Origin of the sequence: Ferruginibacter sp., from assembly GCF_031391665.1 — a bacterium.
Taxonomy (GTDB): domain Bacteria; phylum Bacteroidota; class Bacteroidia; order Chitinophagales; family Chitinophagaceae; genus Ferruginibacter.
In genome coordinates, this window is the sequence record NZ_JANMUN010000157.1 from 1 (window position 1) to 14,503 (window position 14,503).

Consider the following 14,503-nt stretch of genomic DNA (forward strand, 5'->3'; position numbering starts at 1 on the left):
AATTGGAAGAGACAAAAATCCCCCCGGGGAAACCGGAGGGACTCAAAGTATAGCCATGAAAAACAAACTTTAATAATTTACTAATTTGCTTTCTTTTCGTAACGTTTTTTAAATTTATCAATACGGCCTGCAGTATCTACCAATACATTTTTACCGGTATAAAAAGGATGAGAAGTATTTGAAATCTCCAGTTTAATTACAGGATATTCGTTACCATCTTCCCACTTTAATGTTTCTTTGCTATAAGCTGTTGAACGGCTTAAAAATGAGGTCCCGTTACTCATATCTTTAAAGATTACTGTTTTGTAAGCTTCCGGGTGAATTCCTTTTTTCATGTTTTTTGTTTTGCATACGGATTTTGCCGTATAATTATAATAAGTTGCAAATTTAATAAAAAAATCTGGTTTTTTGGTACAGTGCTTAATTTTACGCCAAAAAATTAATAGGTTTTTGCTAATTATCTATAGGTTTCAGGTTTTAAGATTAAGCAATAGCTCTAAATTCTTAACTTTTCATGTTAACCACCTGCAGCGCAATACCTAAATTCCAGCTTTTACTTGCCTGAATAACCTCCTGCAAGTCGTCAATTTTTTTACCGGTAACACGTATTATATCATCCATAATTGCAACCTGAACTTTATAGCCGCTATCCTTTATCATCTTCACTATCTTTTTTGCATCTTCCTGTTTTATACCATTTCTTACAGTTACTTCCTGTTTTACAACTTTACCACTTTGGTGAGGCTCTTTAGTAAAATCGTAAATTTCAGCAGCAAGACCCTGCTTCATGCTTCGGGTAATCATCACATCTCTTATTTGGCCCAGTTTCATTTCACTGTCTGCTTCCAAATTTACTTTAAACTCTTTTTTATTAAGATCAATAACCACATGGCTGCCCTTAAAATCAAAGCGGTTGGTAATTTCTTTATGAATGGTGTTTATTGCATTGTCAAGTGTTTGCAGGTCAACTTTACTGCTGAAGTCAAATGAAGGCATATCGGTGAGTTTTGCTCAAAAGTATTAATTAATATGTACAATTTATCCAAGTATCTTCTAAAAATATTCCGGCAATTTACAGGGCAAAAAAATTGCCGGTAGAAACCGGCAGCATTTTATTAATATATTTAACTGAAACTAAAATATTACAACGTTTTGAGAAGATGTGCTAACTACAACACTGTTATCTGTAGTAACTACACGGTATTCAATTGTTCCGCTAACACCGTTCAATTTATCTTTAAAAGTGTAAGAAGGATTGCTTTCGCCCATTAATAAAGCGATGGTTTTAAACTCAGCACCATTTACACTTTTTTGAATTTTATATACAGTAGTAGTAGATTCTTCAACTGCTGTCCAAACTATACTAACCTTACCGGCAGCTTGTAATGATACCTTTAAAGATGTATTTTCTGACTTAATTTTTAGAGAAGTTTTGTAAGGCTTAACATCTGCAAAAGAAACTGCTAAGATGAATAAAGTTGCTGCAAGAGTGATAATGTGTTTCATTTTTCTGGGTTTGAGATTAAAACAATCTTTGTTTACCGCCGATTGTGATACAAATGTACATGCAGTATTTTTACTGTGCAAGTATTTTTGCAAATTTTTTAGTAAAATTACTGTCCATTCGTCGAAAATCCGAAGTGGTAATCACCATATTTCTAAAATAGTATTGATTATCAGTTATTTATAAAAAATATTTTTCCCTGCAAATTTTTAAAAATTGTTGGCTTGAAAGAGGAAATTACTGACAAATCTGTAAATTTTACTACTTTTCGACATCCAAACCAGTAAAATTACCGTTTAAAAGCAGACCAATTTTGTAGTTTAGGCCACCTATTTAAAAGAAAAACCTGCCATAGTAGCGTATTTTAACGATACTTAAAGGCAGGTTTCAGCAAATTTACTGTTAGCCAGGGTTTAATTGGCTCCCTTCACCCTGTTCTGCTCATCTCCTGCACCACCGCTTTTCCTGTTTTTTACTCCCTTAATGGGTTTTCCAAAGCGGTAGATTAAACTTAAAGTAACCACACGGCTGTCTCTTTGTTGCCTGAAACTTGCTTCTGTGCTTTGTATGTTTATTTCTCCTTTTGGCCTCATTGTTCTAAAAGCATCTCTAATATTTAATTTAACAGTGCCTTTCTTTTTTAATACCTGTTTTTGCACCCCACCACTTAACTGCCCCAATGGAAAAATAAGTATTTGCCCTTCAATACCTTTTGTACGGTAAAAACCCGATAACTCTGCACTCCATCCTTTTTTAAAAGTAAATTGGTTAGTTACGTTAACCATAAAATAGGTGGCATTTATATTTATATTGCCCGATGCAAAGGCACCTTTATAACTGCTGTAGTTTAATTCTGTGTAGGGTATTGCCATCCACCATTTTGTTACCGGTATTTGCGCATTTACAGATAAGCTGGCGTTATCGGTACTCCCAAAATTTCTTCTTGTTACTACAATTGCGTTACCGTTGGGTTCAAACACTTCGGCAAATAGACCTTTGGTATGTGTATAATTAACAGAAGTGGTTAAAAATTCTTTATAGGTATGCGATGCTTCCAGCGTATTTGCTATTGAAGGTTGCAAAAATGGATTGCCCTGCTCGTAAGTATAATTATCTATAAAGAAAAGGAATGGATTTAAATCTTCGTAATCGGGCCTGCGTATTCTACGGCCATACGAAAAAGTTAATTGATTTTTATCATTGGCTTTATAACTTACAAATACATTGGGAAATAATCCTGTATAACTGTTTTTAAAAGCTGAATCTCCTTTTTGCGGATTGCCAAACTGATGGCCACTGTTATTGGTATTTTCTACCCTTATGCCGCCCTGCAACCCCCATTTTTTAATTTCTTTAGACACGTTTATGTATGCTGCATTAATATTTTCTTTGTATTGAAAACGGTTTGTTTTTGTATAATCTACATTTTTAACTCCTCCTATTACATTAAAATATCCGGCGGTGTTATCTGTATTTACAAAACCAGCTTTAATGCCTGTTTCTAATTTAATGCCTTTTTTTAATGGCTGTGTATAATCCATTTTAAAGGTGTAAATATTAACGCCTGTTGGCAGTTCACCCACTAAATTATCGCCACCACTTTGTTGCCTGTTACTGGCATAATACTTATTTAACAGGCCCATTGATCTGTCTGATTTGTATTTTACATAATCCGCATCGATGGTTAATTCTTTACCGGTTGAATCGAATGTATGGCGAAAGTTAAAATTGATGGAACCGTTTTTCCATGGACTTTTTTCATCGTTGTCAGCAATAGCGATGGAATCTAATGCCTGTATGCCATCATAAAAATAAGTGGTGTTTAAGCCATCTTGCTGCTGCAATGCAGAAGAGCCATTTACCACAAACCCAATGGTTGTTTTTTTAGAGGCGTAAAAATCAACACCAATTTTTCCATTGTAATTATGGTTTTTTCTGCCCATAAATGCATTTTGTTCGAATATCCTGTTAATAACACCACTGTTATTTTTAAACTTTCTTAAAATATACAGTTCCTGATAATTTCTATCGAAGCTGGCACCAAAGTTTGAAAACAAATTAAATTTTCCGTTGCGGTAATTAAGGTTAAGGCTGTTATTGTTTCTTGCATAAATACCCTGGCCGTAAGATGTATTGGCGCTGCCATTAAACCCTTTTTGTTTGTTCTTTTTAGTTTTTATATTGATGATACCTGCAGTACCCGATGCATCATACTTTGCAGAAGGATTGGTCATTATTTCAATTTGATCCAAATTACTTGATGGCATTGTTCTAAGCAAATTGGTAAGCTCCTGTCCTGATAAATAGGCCGGTTTACCATCAAGCATAATGGTTACACCTGCTTTTCCTTTAAGGCTTATATTACCATCTTTATCAACGGTAACACCAGGGCTTTTTTCCAAGACTTCTAAAGCTGTAGTACCGGCGTTGGAAATTGCAGCATCTACATTTACAATAGTGCGGTCAATTTTTCTTTCTATAAAAGGCTTTTTTGCAATTACGGTAACGCCTGCAAGGCTTTTATCCTGAGGAATTAACTGCAGCACTCCAAGATTTACATTTAATTTTTCGGGAGAAATAGAGAAAACATTGCTGTAGGTTTTTGAATGGCCGATTGAAGTGGCCAGCACTAAGTAAGTGCCATCTTTTACATTTTCTACAACAAAGTTTCCGGCTGAATCAGTAATGGCAACTTTTACAAGGCTGGAATCCTTTGCTTTTAAAAGGGAAACTGAGGCGGCATCAATAATTTTTTGCTGTCCGCCATCTTTAATGCTTCCGGTTACTTTGCCGGCAGTGTTTGTTTGAGCCTGGCTGCACATAACAATAGTGGTTGCAACCAAAAGGTTGAAAAATTTTTTCATGGCTATACTTTTTTTTGTTTTAATCCTGGTGGCTAAGGCCAGAATGGCTATTAATAAAAGCAGTTATATACTTTGATAACTACTTCACAAAAGTAGGTACTTTGTTTTGCATAGTACATTGTTTTGTACTGAACGGTAAAATAAATGGATGACTGGTTAAAAAATATAAAATGCAGGAAAAGCTGTACAGAGATTGATACGTTGGGTGGATAATAATAGTTACAAGAAAGATATTATTATATAAAACAAAGTTGTATATAATAATATCAAGTCTCTTTTTAATTCTGTAAATATATTATACAGCGCTTTTTGTCCTTTGCTTTTGAACTAGGATCAGGCAAATTCCTGCAAGAAATAATAAAAACGAAATTATTTCGGCTTGTGTAGGATGAAAGCCAGCTATAGTATAGGTTGTGTTTACCCGAATTTTTTCAATGAAAAATCTTTCGGCCCCATTTAAAATTAGATAAATACCAAAAATTACACCAGGCGTTTTTATACGCTTTCTTATCCCCCATAAAAAAAGAAAAAGTAAGCTGCAGGCAATGGTTTCGTAAAAAGGAGTAGGAAAAACCGGTGAGGGCAACATGCGATTGTGTTCATCATTATCGCCTGCAATTAAAATTCCATCGCTGTTTACATTTTTGGGGTAAGCATATCCAAACATCCAGTTGGGTAAAAAAGAAGGGCCTTTAAAATTTTTATTTGCTACTTCGACAAGGCTACCATGCTTTCTATCCGTAACATATATTAATTTACCGGTGCTATCAGGCGCTTTTCCCTCTAAAAAATAAGCAGTATTAGCGGTTAATACATTTTTAAAATCATCTGGTTTAGCAACAATAGTTTTTCCTTTACTATCTGCAACATAAGCACTGTTATAAATTCCCCAATCACCATCACCAGCTACCTGGCAACCAATTCTGCCCACAGCATAAGCAATCATTAAGGCAGGTGCTGCACTATCTACCAAATGAATAATTTTTATACCTCTCTTTGAAGCATACCAGCAAATGGCTACTGCTGCCAAAATTAATCCACCATAAAAAGTAAGGCCGCTTGCAGAAAATAATCTTCCAATGGGGTCTTTTATAAAATCATCCCAGTTTTCGAGGTTATCAAATAATTTGGCGCCTAAAATTCCAAATATCAAACCAAGAATTATTATGTCTCCCACCCTGTCGTGAGGCCATATGCGTACGTTACGACGTTCGGGTTCCTTAAGTTTTTGTTTGTTTCTCTCGTACCATTTTAATCCGCCTAAAAGCAAGGCCACCGCCAATCCTCCCAAAATATTACCCTGGCTTGAAAAAATATATTCCTGAGGATTCATACCTTCTGGCCGGTTGAAAATTAATCATAAAACTTTGAAGCCAAAAACAAAACCGATCAATGCATTTATTATCAATTCCATTAAAGAAGCCGGCTTGCCAACCGTTATCATCTCTTCTCTTGGAAATAATAAACCCAGTTTTTCTTTTCGCTTTAATTCGCTGGTAAGTACAATAGCTGCTACGATAAATGCAATGGCAACCATTAAACCAAATGTATTTAAAATACTAAGCCCTTTCCACTCTACTCCAAACCAGTCTTTAAAAACATAATATAAATTGGGATACATTCGATTTTTGATTTTATATTTTTAGATTTTAGATTTTTATTAGCTCTGGAAGCTATTAAAAACCGCTACCGTTTTAATGTTGCAAGATATTGAATAAAGCGAAGAAAAAATTAAAGCCTTAAACCTCCTGAAGTTAATAAAAAATCCTCCTGCAAAAACAGGAGGATGTATTTACTAACCCATCTTTTTAAAATTAATTACAATGCTGCTCAAATGCGCCGATTAAATTTTCGGCAATCATTTGTGCACTTCTGCCTTCAATCATGTGCCTTTCTATAAAATGCACCAGCTGGCCATTTTTAAAAAGTGCAATAGATGGCGATGACGGAGGATAAGGCAATAAATGTTCTCTTATTTTTTTTACTGCATCCACATCAAATCCTGCAAAACTGGTGGTAAGATGATCGGGTTTTTTTGCACTGTTATTAACAGCCATTAAAACACCCGGCCTAGCAGTACCGGCGCTGCAACCGCAAACCGAATTAATCACCACTAAAGTAGTGCCTTCATCATTAATATTTTGCTCAACATCTGCAGATGTAAGCATTTCGGAAAAGCCATTTTCAGTAAGCTCTTCCTTCATTGGTATTACAATTTCTTCTGGATACATGTGTAGTAGATTTTTATTTAGAGGGCAAAATTATGCACTTATTCTGTTTAAACCACTATAAAATTAAAATCCACTTTACCATATTTGGAATATTATTTTTAAAAAGAAAAGGAATTTTTGTCAGCTCAGATTAGCCAAATCAGACATTGTGTCTATAAAATTGGTTGATAAATGAAAGAAAGACGTAAAAATTCAATTGGAATACTGTTTGAAGAACATTGGATGTAAAACAAATTTTTAAAAATTAAAATTATATAACCATGACTTTTGTAAAAGCAAACAATCCGCTTTCAAAATCTTTCGACGGATTAATGAACGAACTTTTTAATGAATTGCCTGCAACATTTGGCAAAACAATGAGAGAAGATGTTTTAGGTTTTCCTCCTGTAAACATTGTAGAAAAAAATGATTTTTATCATTTACAGGTTTCGGCTCCCGGTTTTGAAAAAGCTGATTTTAATGTAAAATTAGATGACAAAATTTTAACGGTGAGTGCAGAGAGAAAAGAAGAAGCGAAAACTGAAACAGACAAAGTAATTCGCAAAGAATTTAGTGCAAAATCTTTTAAACGCACTTTTACTTTAGATGAAAAAATTGATGCGGCAAACATTAGTGCCAAATACGAAAATGGCATTTTACATGTAGGCCTGCCTAAAAAAGAAGAAGTAAAAGCTGCAACTAAAGACATTACTATTCAGTAAGAAAATGTTTTCATAAGCATACAGTTGGTTTTGATTATTCCCCGTTAGTCTTAGCGGGGAATTTTTTTTATGAAAGTTTGCCCGCAGATTTCGGGGATAGCGCAGAAAAGAAAAAATTAATTCTGCATTTTTTTTCTTTTCTCTAACCAGTCCTCTTCTTTATTTGTAGTAAATGCCTGCAGTATGGCAACAGCAAAAAGCGAAGCAACATTACCTGCCAAAAAAATTAAACCAAAACCCCAGTAGCCCTCAGTATTAGAAACTGTTTTATTAAAAAAGCTGGTATAATCTTTTACCAGTACAACAACACAACTGCAAAAGCCAATTATAAAAACTATATAAGAAATTATTTTTACAATAAAAGACGGATGCTTTTTTGTTCGCTTAAAAAAAATAAAATAAACTGTTGCAAAAATAGAAGGTGCAAGAGAAATAATTAATAACTCGTAAAGGGTATCAATTAGCTTTGAAGAAACAAGCGTGGATAAACCATACATTACTGCAACAAATAAACCTATGATTACAGGTACAGACAAGAATAATAAAAATATAAGAAAATATAGTTTTGAATATTTTGTAAACCTGTCGTCCATTTTTATTTGTTTATACTTTTCAATATAGAATCATGCAAAATTTTATTTGCGGAGTCTATTACAATAGTTGAACGTTTTAAATCTTTCTCTACCATTTTAAAATCTTCCAAAATTTTATCCCTCTTTTGGTGTGCTTTTTCCGCAGATTGTTTCATTAGAATAATTGACAATAATGCAAGGCAAATGCTGGCAACTACAATTAATGCTATTAACCCTTTATGCATGGGTATTGTTTAAAAATAACTCAAATTAGTTTTTGGAGTCAGCGACAATAAAGTTTCATACATCAGCTTAATAGTATTTTCAACATCATTTTTATGCAGCATTTCTACAGTGGTATGCATATAACGCAGCGGAATAGAAATTAAAACTGATGGGCAGCCATCATTGGCATACGCAAAAGAATCGGTATCGGTACCGGTACTTCTGCTAACGGTACGCAACTGCACCGGTATTTTATTTTTAGCAGCTGTGTTTTGCACTACATCCAATAATTTATTGTGCACTGCAGGGCCAAAAGCCAGCGAAGGTCCTTTACCGCAACTGCATTCTCCCTCAATCATTTTATTAATCATTGGTGTGGAGGTATCGTGTGTAACATCGGTAATAATAGCGATGTTGGGTTTTATTCTTCGTGCAATCATTTCGGCCCCACGTAAACCAATTTCTTCCTGCACGGCATTTACAATGTATAAACCAAAGGGTAACTTTTTCTTATTTTGTTTTAATAATTTTGCCACTTCAGCAATCATAAAACCACCAATGCGGTTATCAAATGCACGGCCAATTAAATAATCGTAGGCCAGCTCTTCATAACCTTCTTCGTAAGTAGCAACTGCACCAATGTGTATGCCTAACTCTTCCACTTCTTTTTTATTTCTGGCGCCGCAATCCAAAAATAAATTATCCACCTTTGGCTGTGTTTCTTTGCCCTCATTATTACTCATACGGGTATGTATAGCCGGCCAGCCAAACACCGCTTTTACCGGGCCTTTTTTACCATGAATAAAAACTCTCATCGATGGCGCAATCTGATGATCTACTCCACCATTACGTTTTAAATAAATCAATCCTTCGGCAGAAATATAATTTACAAACCAGCTTATTTCATCTGCATGTGCTTCAATAACCACTTTAAATGGTGCATCAGGATTTGTAACTCCTACTGCAGTACCGTATGGATCTGTAAAGTGAGTATCTACATAAGGCTTTAAATATTCGAGCCAAATTTTTTGCCCGCTGGTCTCAAAACCAGTTGGCGAAGGATTGTTGATATAGTTTTTTAAAAATGTATAAGATTGATCGGTTAAAATGCTTTTTATTTTTTTTGTTTTTGCCATTTGTATTTATTTATAATGGCAAAATAACTAAATACTTATCATATTAGCATTGTGCATTTAATAATCCTGCATTTCAATAACCCTAAAAAGGTGAAATTTTATGCAAACTTCAATTTAAAAGTTGCAATTCCCTTTAGTGGATAGGGGCAATACTTGCCACATAAGTAGCTAAAGCGGAAAATAACATCAACCCATCTACCAAAAAATAATAAAAAAAATAACCTTGTTTTTTTTGTGAGAAAAAATAGACTATGGCTGTAATAAGCCCGGTTAGTAATAGTGCAATTATTTGTTCGGATTCATTATAATAAACCCTTAACACAATACCATTAATAATGTAAGCTGCAAAGATTGCAATCATTATATATTTAACTGTTGTGGGTTTTAAAATAGTAGTAAGGCTATGCAAGCCCCGTATTTTATCAATGTTTGTATCTCTTGCATCAAAAATAATACACAGCATCAGCATAAATAAAAATCGGTTAATAAAAAGCATTAGTAATGTACTCAAAGGTGCAGCTGGTGCAAAATAATAAGGGATATAAACTGTTACAAACGTCCACGTAAAAGCCAGTAAAAAAGTTTTTACCAGCCCTGCTTTTCTTGCAAGATGAAATATTTTAAAAGGTAACAATGGCGTCGCATACAATAAAGTTAAAATTAAGCCTACGATAATTACAGGTAATAATTTTGGAATTTTAGCAAGAGAAAAAAGTAATCCTGCAGCGGCTAATACCAATACAATAACATTAGTATAATACTGTTTTAAAACCTGTGTTAGTGATTGGCCGGCAAAAGCATAGCCACTTAACAGCCAGTAAAAATTGTAACTGCAAAGTGTGGAGAAAAAAATAAATGCAAATAAATAAACGGGTAAATTAATATGCAGCAACAAAGCAGTTTGAAAACAAAGTGCTACAGCACAAATTGCAATAAAAATAGAATGTGAGAGGATGAAGTAAAGCAGCCGCATTACTGAACAATATAAAAAACAGGATCGCTGGTTTTAATAACGTTGCTTTTGTTTTTTGCAAAATCTTTAATGTACACTTCAAAATATAAAGTATCCACCCTGGGCCTTACATTTGAATTTGGGTTGCCGCCCATTACAGAAAATAAATTAATTTCAATATCTGCCTGAAAATCCGGTTTAGACGAAGTGCCGATATCAGGAAGAAGTTGTGAAGAATCTATAACGTTGTTCAAAAGATTTTTAACATACACAAGAGAAGTATCTTTACCAGCCTTTAATCCCAAATCGCCTTCGGCATCAGTAACCCTTATGGTAAGCACGGGTGCAATATCTTTTTGTACAGCTGTATTAGTAGATAACCAGGCATTAGGTTTCACTGATTTAAAAGTGATTTGCGGAACAGTTGTAAATTTATCTTTTTTACAAGCGAAAAAAAGAATGGTAACCGTAAATATTGATAGTATGTAACGCATCGTGTAATTTTAATAATTCAAATTTACAAATACAAATTGAAACAACCCGTTAAAAATACAGACCTAGAAAAAAGAATTTTTGCTGCCTCCTCAGTTAATTTTACTGAACTGGCTGTAGAATTATTCCATTTTCAGTACCGTTATAACGAGGTTTACCGCAATTATTGTAATACCATCAACATTTTACCCGACACCATTGATACTATAAGAAAAATTCCTTTTCTGCCCATTCAATTTTTTAAATCTCACGAAATTAAAACTACTTTTTTTGAACCAGCAGTTATTTTTGAAAGCAGTGGCACCACATCTGCCTTTAACAGCAGGCATTTTGTAAAGGATATTGCTGTTTATAGAAAAAGTTTTACCGCCTGTTTCGAAAAATTTTATGGCCAGGCAAAAAACAAATGTATCCTTGGTTTATTGCCTTCTTATGTAGAACGCAATAATTCTTCTTTAGTATTTATGGTGGAAGAATTGATAAAGCAAAGCGATAATAATTTAAGCGGTTTTTATTTATCTGATTATGATAAATTACTGCGTACCATTTTACACAACGAAATTTTAAAACAACCCACAGTTTTAATTGGCGTTACTTATGCATTGCTTGATTTTGCCGAAAAACATTCTATGCAATTACGAAATACCATTATTATGGAAACCGGTGGCATGAAGGGAAGACGGGAAGAAATGACAAGGCAGCAGGTACACATCCAGTTGCAAAATAATTTAAGTGCAAGTCTTATACATTCCGAATATGGAATGACGGAATTATTATCGCAGGCTTATTCAAAAGGCGATGGTATTTTTCATTGCCCGCCATGGATGAAAGTTTTAATAAGAGAAGAAGATGACCCCTTTGCAATAAAAACAGCACACATTTTACAGAAAAAACCAATGACCGGCGCAATTAATATTATTGACCTTGCCAATATTTACAGTTGCAGTTTTATTGCTACTGCAGATGTGGGCCGCCTGTACAGCAACGAAAGTTTTGAAGTACTGGGCCGCATGGATAATAGTGATATAAGAGGATGCAGTTTAATGGCACTCTAAAAAAGCTTATCAACAATTTTTATTTTTCGTGGAAAAAATCATTTTTTGATTGGTATTATTTAAACTGATACCCCTATCTTTGCAATCCAAAAATTTAAGAGTTGAATTGGTAGCTCAGTTGGTAGAGCAATACACTTTTAATGTATGGGCCCTGGGTTCGAGTCCCAGCCAGTTCACAAACCCCCGTTTCTCGGGGGTTTTTTATTTAAAATTTGTTTGCTTACAGCCATCTAACTCACTTATTTTTGCCAATAATTATTTATATGAGTACATATTTTGAAAATAAAGTGGTGGCCATTACCGGAGGCAGCGATGGCATTGGAAAAGCCTTAGTAGATTCATTAATTAAACTGGGTGCAAAAGTTGCCACCTGTGGCCGCAACCAGGATAAGTTGTACGATTTACAGGTTAAACATTCAGGCAGGCCCTTACACACACTTGTAGCCGATGTAAGTAATTTAAATGACTGTAAAAATTTTATCAACTCCACCATCAGTACTTTTGGCGGTATTGATATATTAATAAATAATGCCGGTATTTCCATGAGGGCATTATTAAAAGATGCAGAACTGGATGTGTTTAAAAAAGTAATGGATATAAATTATCACGGGATGGTGTATTGCACTAAACTGGCATTACATTCTATTGTTGAAAGAAAAGGAACTATTGTAGGTGTTTCTTCCATTGCCGGTTACCGTGGTTTGCCTGGCAGAAGCGGCTACTCGGCGAGTAAGTTTGCTGTTAATGGCTGGCTGGAAGCGGTAAGAACAGAATTGCTGGATGATGGTGTTAATGTAATGTGGGTTTGCCCCGGTTTTACATCCTCCAATATTCGCAATGCTGCATTAAATAATAAAGGACAAATGCATGGCGAAAGCCCCATGGATGAAGGCGCAATGATGAGTTCAGAAGTATGTGCTGCACATATTTTAAAAGCCATTGAAAAACGTAAAAGAACTTTAGTACTTACATTTACCGGAATGCGAACTGTTTTTATGAATAAGTTTTTCCCATCGTGGACTGATAAATTAACTAAAAAATTCTTTTTTAAAAATGGCGAACTGGTACGGTAATATGTTTAGAAGTTTAGGGTTTAGAAGTTTAGATTTTTCATTATTAATTATTCATTACTAATTATTCATTATTACCGAATGCCTTTACTAACCCTTACATCTGATATTGGCCACCAAGATTTTTTAGTTGGGGCTGTAAAAGGGCAATTGCTGCAGGCAAATGAAAGTTTTAATATTGTTGATGTTACTCATCATTTATCCCCTTTTAATTATCCGCAGGCGGCTTATGTTTGCCGCAATGCAATAAAAAATTTTTCTTCAGGCACATTTCATTTGGTGCTGGTAAATTTATTTGATGAAAGGCCAGAACATATGTTACTTGCAGAACACAATGGGCATTTTATTGGCTGCGCCGATAATGGTTTACTCACCATGATTTTAGAAGAAGTACCGCAAAAAGTTGTAGCGCTTACGCTTGATAAAACACAGCAAAAAAACACTTTGTACTGCACCAGTATTTTTGCAAAAGCATTTAACCAGTTACTAGATGGAAAGTCCATTGAAGACACTGGTGACAATACAGTTTCTATACAGGTAAAAAATCCTTTAAAACCCATGCTGGGCAATAACTGGATTGAAGGGCAAATTATTTTTATTGACAATTTTGAAAACGTAATTGTAAATATTACTAAAGAAGATTTTGAAGAACAGCGCAAAGGAAGAAGTTTTAAAATTGTTTTTAAAAGAGATGAAGTAATAGACAGGGTGAGCGAAACTTACGCTGATGTTAATGAAGGAGAAAAGTTAGCCTTATTTAATTCGGCGGGTTACTTAGAAATTGCTATTAACAAAGGCAATGCTGCCGGGTTATTTGGTTTGCAGGGTTATTCCGAAAAACAACAGCAGCATCAGTATATGAGTAACAGAATTTTTTATCAAACGGTGAAGGTTTATTTTGAGTAGGAGGCGCTACAGCCCCTCCTATCCTCCCCGAAGGGGAGGGAAATGAGGAAGAACATAGCGGATATTTATTCAAGTAAATTTTTAAATGCGTAAAGACACCAAGCCGGTTAATTTTAAAACGTAACCATTAATAATTTATTTCTAAATATTTTTCACCATAACACAATCTTCTCCTTTTCTTCCCCTTCGGGAGATAGAGGGGCTTTTAGAAATTGAGCTTGCCTTTTTTAAAAAACATATCAACCACAGAAACCGACAAAGAGTTGGTGGCCGCTTTTAAAGAAAGCGGCGACAATGACTATTTAAGCAAATTGTACCAGCGCTATATGGACCTGGTGTTTGGTGTTTGCCTGAAATATTTTAAAGATGCGGAAAAAAGCAAGGATGCGGTAATGGAGATTTATCTTGATTTAAATACAAAGTTAAAAAATTATGAAGTAGATAATTTTAAGGGCTGGCTGCATGTTTTAGCCCGTAATTACTGCCTTATGCAGTTGAGGAGCCCGAGAAACAAGAAAACCACAGAATTTAATGCAGATTTTATGCAATCGGCAGAAAATACACATCTGAATGGGGAAGTGTTGGAAAAAGAGGAGAACTTTGTTAAATTGGAACAATGTTTGGACACTTTACAGGAGGAACAAAAGCAAAGCGTAAGGTTATTTTATTTAGACAACAAATGTTATAATGAAATTGCCGCCATTACGGGTTATGATTGGAATAAAGTAAGAAGTTATATTCAAAATGGCAGAAGGAATTTGAAGTTATGTATGGATCAAAATAGGGATTAGGAAT

The 14,503-nt window shown here is 34.6% G+C and carries 17 protein-coding genes and 1 tRNA gene; 6 read left to right on the forward strand and 12 right to left on the reverse strand.

From position 1 onward, the window contains the following. Positions 1 to 80 precede the first annotated feature (80 nt). From ACY651_RS11505 to ACY651_RS11535, 7 genes are all read right to left on the reverse strand, one after another. Positions 81 to 335 (reverse strand): type B 50S ribosomal protein L31, encoded by a 255-nt coding sequence (locus ACY651_RS11505; RefSeq protein ID WP_462252827.1) that lies wholly within the window; start codon positions 333 to 335, stop codon positions 81 to 83. Between the two features lie 169 nt (positions 336 to 504). Next, positions 505 to 996, reverse strand: coding sequence for a YajQ family cyclic di-GMP-binding protein (locus ACY651_RS11510; protein ID WP_462252829.1), 492 nt, complete (start codon positions 994 to 996; stop codon positions 505 to 507). 138 nt (positions 997 to 1,134) lie between these two features. Next, positions 1,135 to 1,506 (reverse strand): hypothetical protein, encoded by a 372-nt coding sequence (locus ACY651_RS11515; protein ID WP_462252831.1) that lies wholly within the window; start codon positions 1,504 to 1,506, stop codon positions 1,135 to 1,137. A 411-nt stretch (positions 1,507 to 1,917) separates the two neighbouring features. After that, positions 1,918 to 4,368 carry a TonB-dependent receptor domain-containing protein gene (locus tag ACY651_RS11520; RefSeq protein WP_462252833.1) on the reverse strand — a complete coding sequence of 817 codons (2,451 nt, stop codon included), beginning with the start codon at positions 4,366 to 4,368 and terminating at the stop codon, positions 1,918 to 1,920. Positions 4,369 to 4,663: 295 nt separating this feature from the next. After that, positions 4,664 to 5,701, reverse strand: a complete 1,038-nt coding sequence (locus ACY651_RS11525; protein WP_462252835.1) for a prolipoprotein diacylglyceryl transferase — start codon at positions 5,699 to 5,701, stop codon at positions 4,664 to 4,666. A gap of 24 nt (positions 5,702 to 5,725) precedes the next feature. Further along, positions 5,726 to 5,989: a hypothetical protein gene (locus ACY651_RS11530; protein ID WP_462252837.1), complete on the reverse strand. Its 264-nt coding sequence runs from the start codon at positions 5,987 to 5,989 to the stop codon at positions 5,726 to 5,728. 193 nt (positions 5,990 to 6,182) lie between these two features. Further along, positions 6,183 to 6,599: a BrxA/BrxB family bacilliredoxin gene (locus ACY651_RS11535; RefSeq protein ID WP_462252839.1), complete on the reverse strand. Its 417-nt coding sequence runs from the start codon at positions 6,597 to 6,599 to the stop codon at positions 6,183 to 6,185. A 260-nt stretch (positions 6,600 to 6,859) separates the two neighbouring features. On the opposite strand from ACY651_RS11535, the gene ACY651_RS11540 reads away from it, so the two are divergent. Beyond that, complete coding sequence (locus ACY651_RS11540; protein WP_462252841.1) at positions 6,860 to 7,300, forward strand: Hsp20/alpha crystallin family protein; 441 nt, start codon at positions 6,860 to 6,862, stop codon at positions 7,298 to 7,300. A 116-nt stretch (positions 7,301 to 7,416) separates the two neighbouring features. On the opposite strand, the gene ACY651_RS11545 is transcribed toward ACY651_RS11540, so the two are convergent. The 5 genes from ACY651_RS11545 to ACY651_RS11565 form a co-directional block, all read right to left on the reverse strand. After that, positions 7,417 to 7,893, reverse strand: a complete 477-nt coding sequence (locus ACY651_RS11545) for a hypothetical protein (RefSeq protein ID WP_462252843.1) — start codon at positions 7,891 to 7,893, stop codon at positions 7,417 to 7,419. Positions 7,894 to 7,895: 2 nt separating this feature from the next. Beyond that, complete coding sequence (locus ACY651_RS11550; protein WP_462252845.1) at positions 7,896 to 8,117, reverse strand: hypothetical protein; 222 nt, start codon at positions 8,115 to 8,117, stop codon at positions 7,896 to 7,898. 9 nt (positions 8,118 to 8,126) lie between these two features. After that, positions 8,127 to 9,233 (reverse strand): M42 family metallopeptidase, encoded by a 1,107-nt coding sequence (locus ACY651_RS11555; RefSeq protein WP_462252847.1) that lies wholly within the window; start codon positions 9,231 to 9,233, stop codon positions 8,127 to 8,129. A gap of 133 nt (positions 9,234 to 9,366) precedes the next feature. Continuing rightward, complete coding sequence (locus tag ACY651_RS11560; protein ID WP_462252849.1) at positions 9,367 to 10,206, reverse strand: UbiA prenyltransferase family protein; 840 nt, start codon at positions 10,204 to 10,206, stop codon at positions 9,367 to 9,369. Next, positions 10,206 to 10,679 (reverse strand): hypothetical protein, encoded by a 474-nt coding sequence (locus ACY651_RS11565; protein ID WP_462252851.1) that lies wholly within the window; start codon positions 10,677 to 10,679, stop codon positions 10,206 to 10,208. The genes ACY651_RS11560 and ACY651_RS11565 overlap by 1 nt, the downstream gene beginning before the upstream one ends. Before the next feature lie 36 nt (positions 10,680 to 10,715). Between ACY651_RS11565 and ACY651_RS11570 the strand changes: the two genes are divergently transcribed. The 5 genes from ACY651_RS11570 to ACY651_RS11590 all read left to right on the forward strand — a co-directional run bounded on the left by ACY651_RS11570 (position 10,716) and on the right by ACY651_RS11590 (position 14,499). Further along, positions 10,716 to 11,732: a LuxE/PaaK family acyltransferase gene (locus ACY651_RS11570; protein WP_462252853.1), complete on the forward strand. Its 1,017-nt coding sequence runs from the start codon at positions 10,716 to 10,718 to the stop codon at positions 11,730 to 11,732. A gap of 103 nt (positions 11,733 to 11,835) precedes the next feature. Then, positions 11,836 to 11,908 (forward strand) — tRNA-Lys (locus ACY651_RS11575). 87 nt (positions 11,909 to 11,995) lie between these two features. Then, positions 11,996 to 12,805: an SDR family oxidoreductase gene (locus ACY651_RS11580; RefSeq protein ID WP_462252855.1), complete on the forward strand. Its 810-nt coding sequence runs from the start codon at positions 11,996 to 11,998 to the stop codon at positions 12,803 to 12,805. Positions 12,806 to 12,883: 78 nt separating this feature from the next. Next, on the forward strand, positions 12,884 to 13,708 hold the full coding sequence (locus tag ACY651_RS11585; protein WP_462252857.1) for an SAM hydrolase/SAM-dependent halogenase family protein: 825 nt from the start codon (positions 12,884 to 12,886) through the stop codon (positions 13,706 to 13,708). A gap of 218 nt (positions 13,709 to 13,926) precedes the next feature. Next, positions 13,927 to 14,499 carry an RNA polymerase sigma factor gene (locus tag ACY651_RS11590; RefSeq protein WP_462252859.1) on the forward strand — a complete coding sequence of 191 codons (573 nt, stop codon included), beginning with the start codon at positions 13,927 to 13,929 and terminating at the stop codon, positions 14,497 to 14,499. Positions 14,500 to 14,503 lie beyond the last annotated feature (4 nt).

Coding starts and splice junctions, on each gene's coding strand:
- ACY651_RS11505 (WP_462252827.1), bottom strand. CDS start 335: ATGAAAAAAGGAATTCACCCGGAAGCTTACAAAACAGTAATCTTTAAA.
- ACY651_RS11510 (WP_462252829.1), bottom strand. CDS start 996: ATGCCTTCATTTGACTTCAGCAGTAAAGTTGACCTGCAAACACTTGAC.
- ACY651_RS11515 (WP_462252831.1), bottom strand. CDS start 1,506: ATGAAACACATTATCACTCTTGCAGCAACTTTATTCATCTTAGCAGTT.
- ACY651_RS11520 (WP_462252833.1), bottom strand. CDS start 4,368: ATGAAAAAATTTTTCAACCTTTTGGTTGCAACCACTATTGTTATGTGC.
- ACY651_RS11525 (WP_462252835.1), bottom strand. CDS start 5,701: ATGAATCCTCAGGAATATATTTTTTCAAGCCAGGGTAATATTTTGGGA.
- ACY651_RS11530 (WP_462252837.1), bottom strand. CDS start 5,989: ATGTATCCCAATTTATATTATGTTTTTAAAGACTGGTTTGGAGTAGAG.
- ACY651_RS11535 (WP_462252839.1), bottom strand. CDS start 6,599: ATGTATCCAGAAGAAATTGTAATACCAATGAAGGAAGAGCTTACTGAA.
- ACY651_RS11540 (WP_462252841.1), top strand. CDS start 6,860: ATGACTTTTGTAAAAGCAAACAATCCGCTTTCAAAATCTTTCGACGGA.
- ACY651_RS11545 (WP_462252843.1), bottom strand. CDS start 7,893: ATGGACGACAGGTTTACAAAATATTCAAAACTATATTTTCTTATATTT.
- ACY651_RS11550 (WP_462252845.1), bottom strand. CDS start 8,117: ATGCATAAAGGGTTAATAGCATTAATTGTAGTTGCCAGCATTTGCCTT.
- ACY651_RS11555 (WP_462252847.1), bottom strand. CDS start 9,233: ATGGCAAAAACAAAAAAAATAAAAAGCATTTTAACCGATCAATCTTAT.
- ACY651_RS11560 (WP_462252849.1), bottom strand. CDS start 10,206: ATGCGGCTGCTTTACTTCATCCTCTCACATTCTATTTTTATTGCAATT.
- ACY651_RS11565 (WP_462252851.1), bottom strand. CDS start 10,679: ATGCGTTACATACTATCAATATTTACGGTTACCATTCTTTTTTTCGCT.
- ACY651_RS11580 (WP_462252855.1), top strand. CDS start 11,996: ATGAGTACATATTTTGAAAATAAAGTGGTGGCCATTACCGGAGGCAGC.
- ACY651_RS11585 (WP_462252857.1), top strand. CDS start 12,884: ATGCCTTTACTAACCCTTACATCTGATATTGGCCACCAAGATTTTTTA.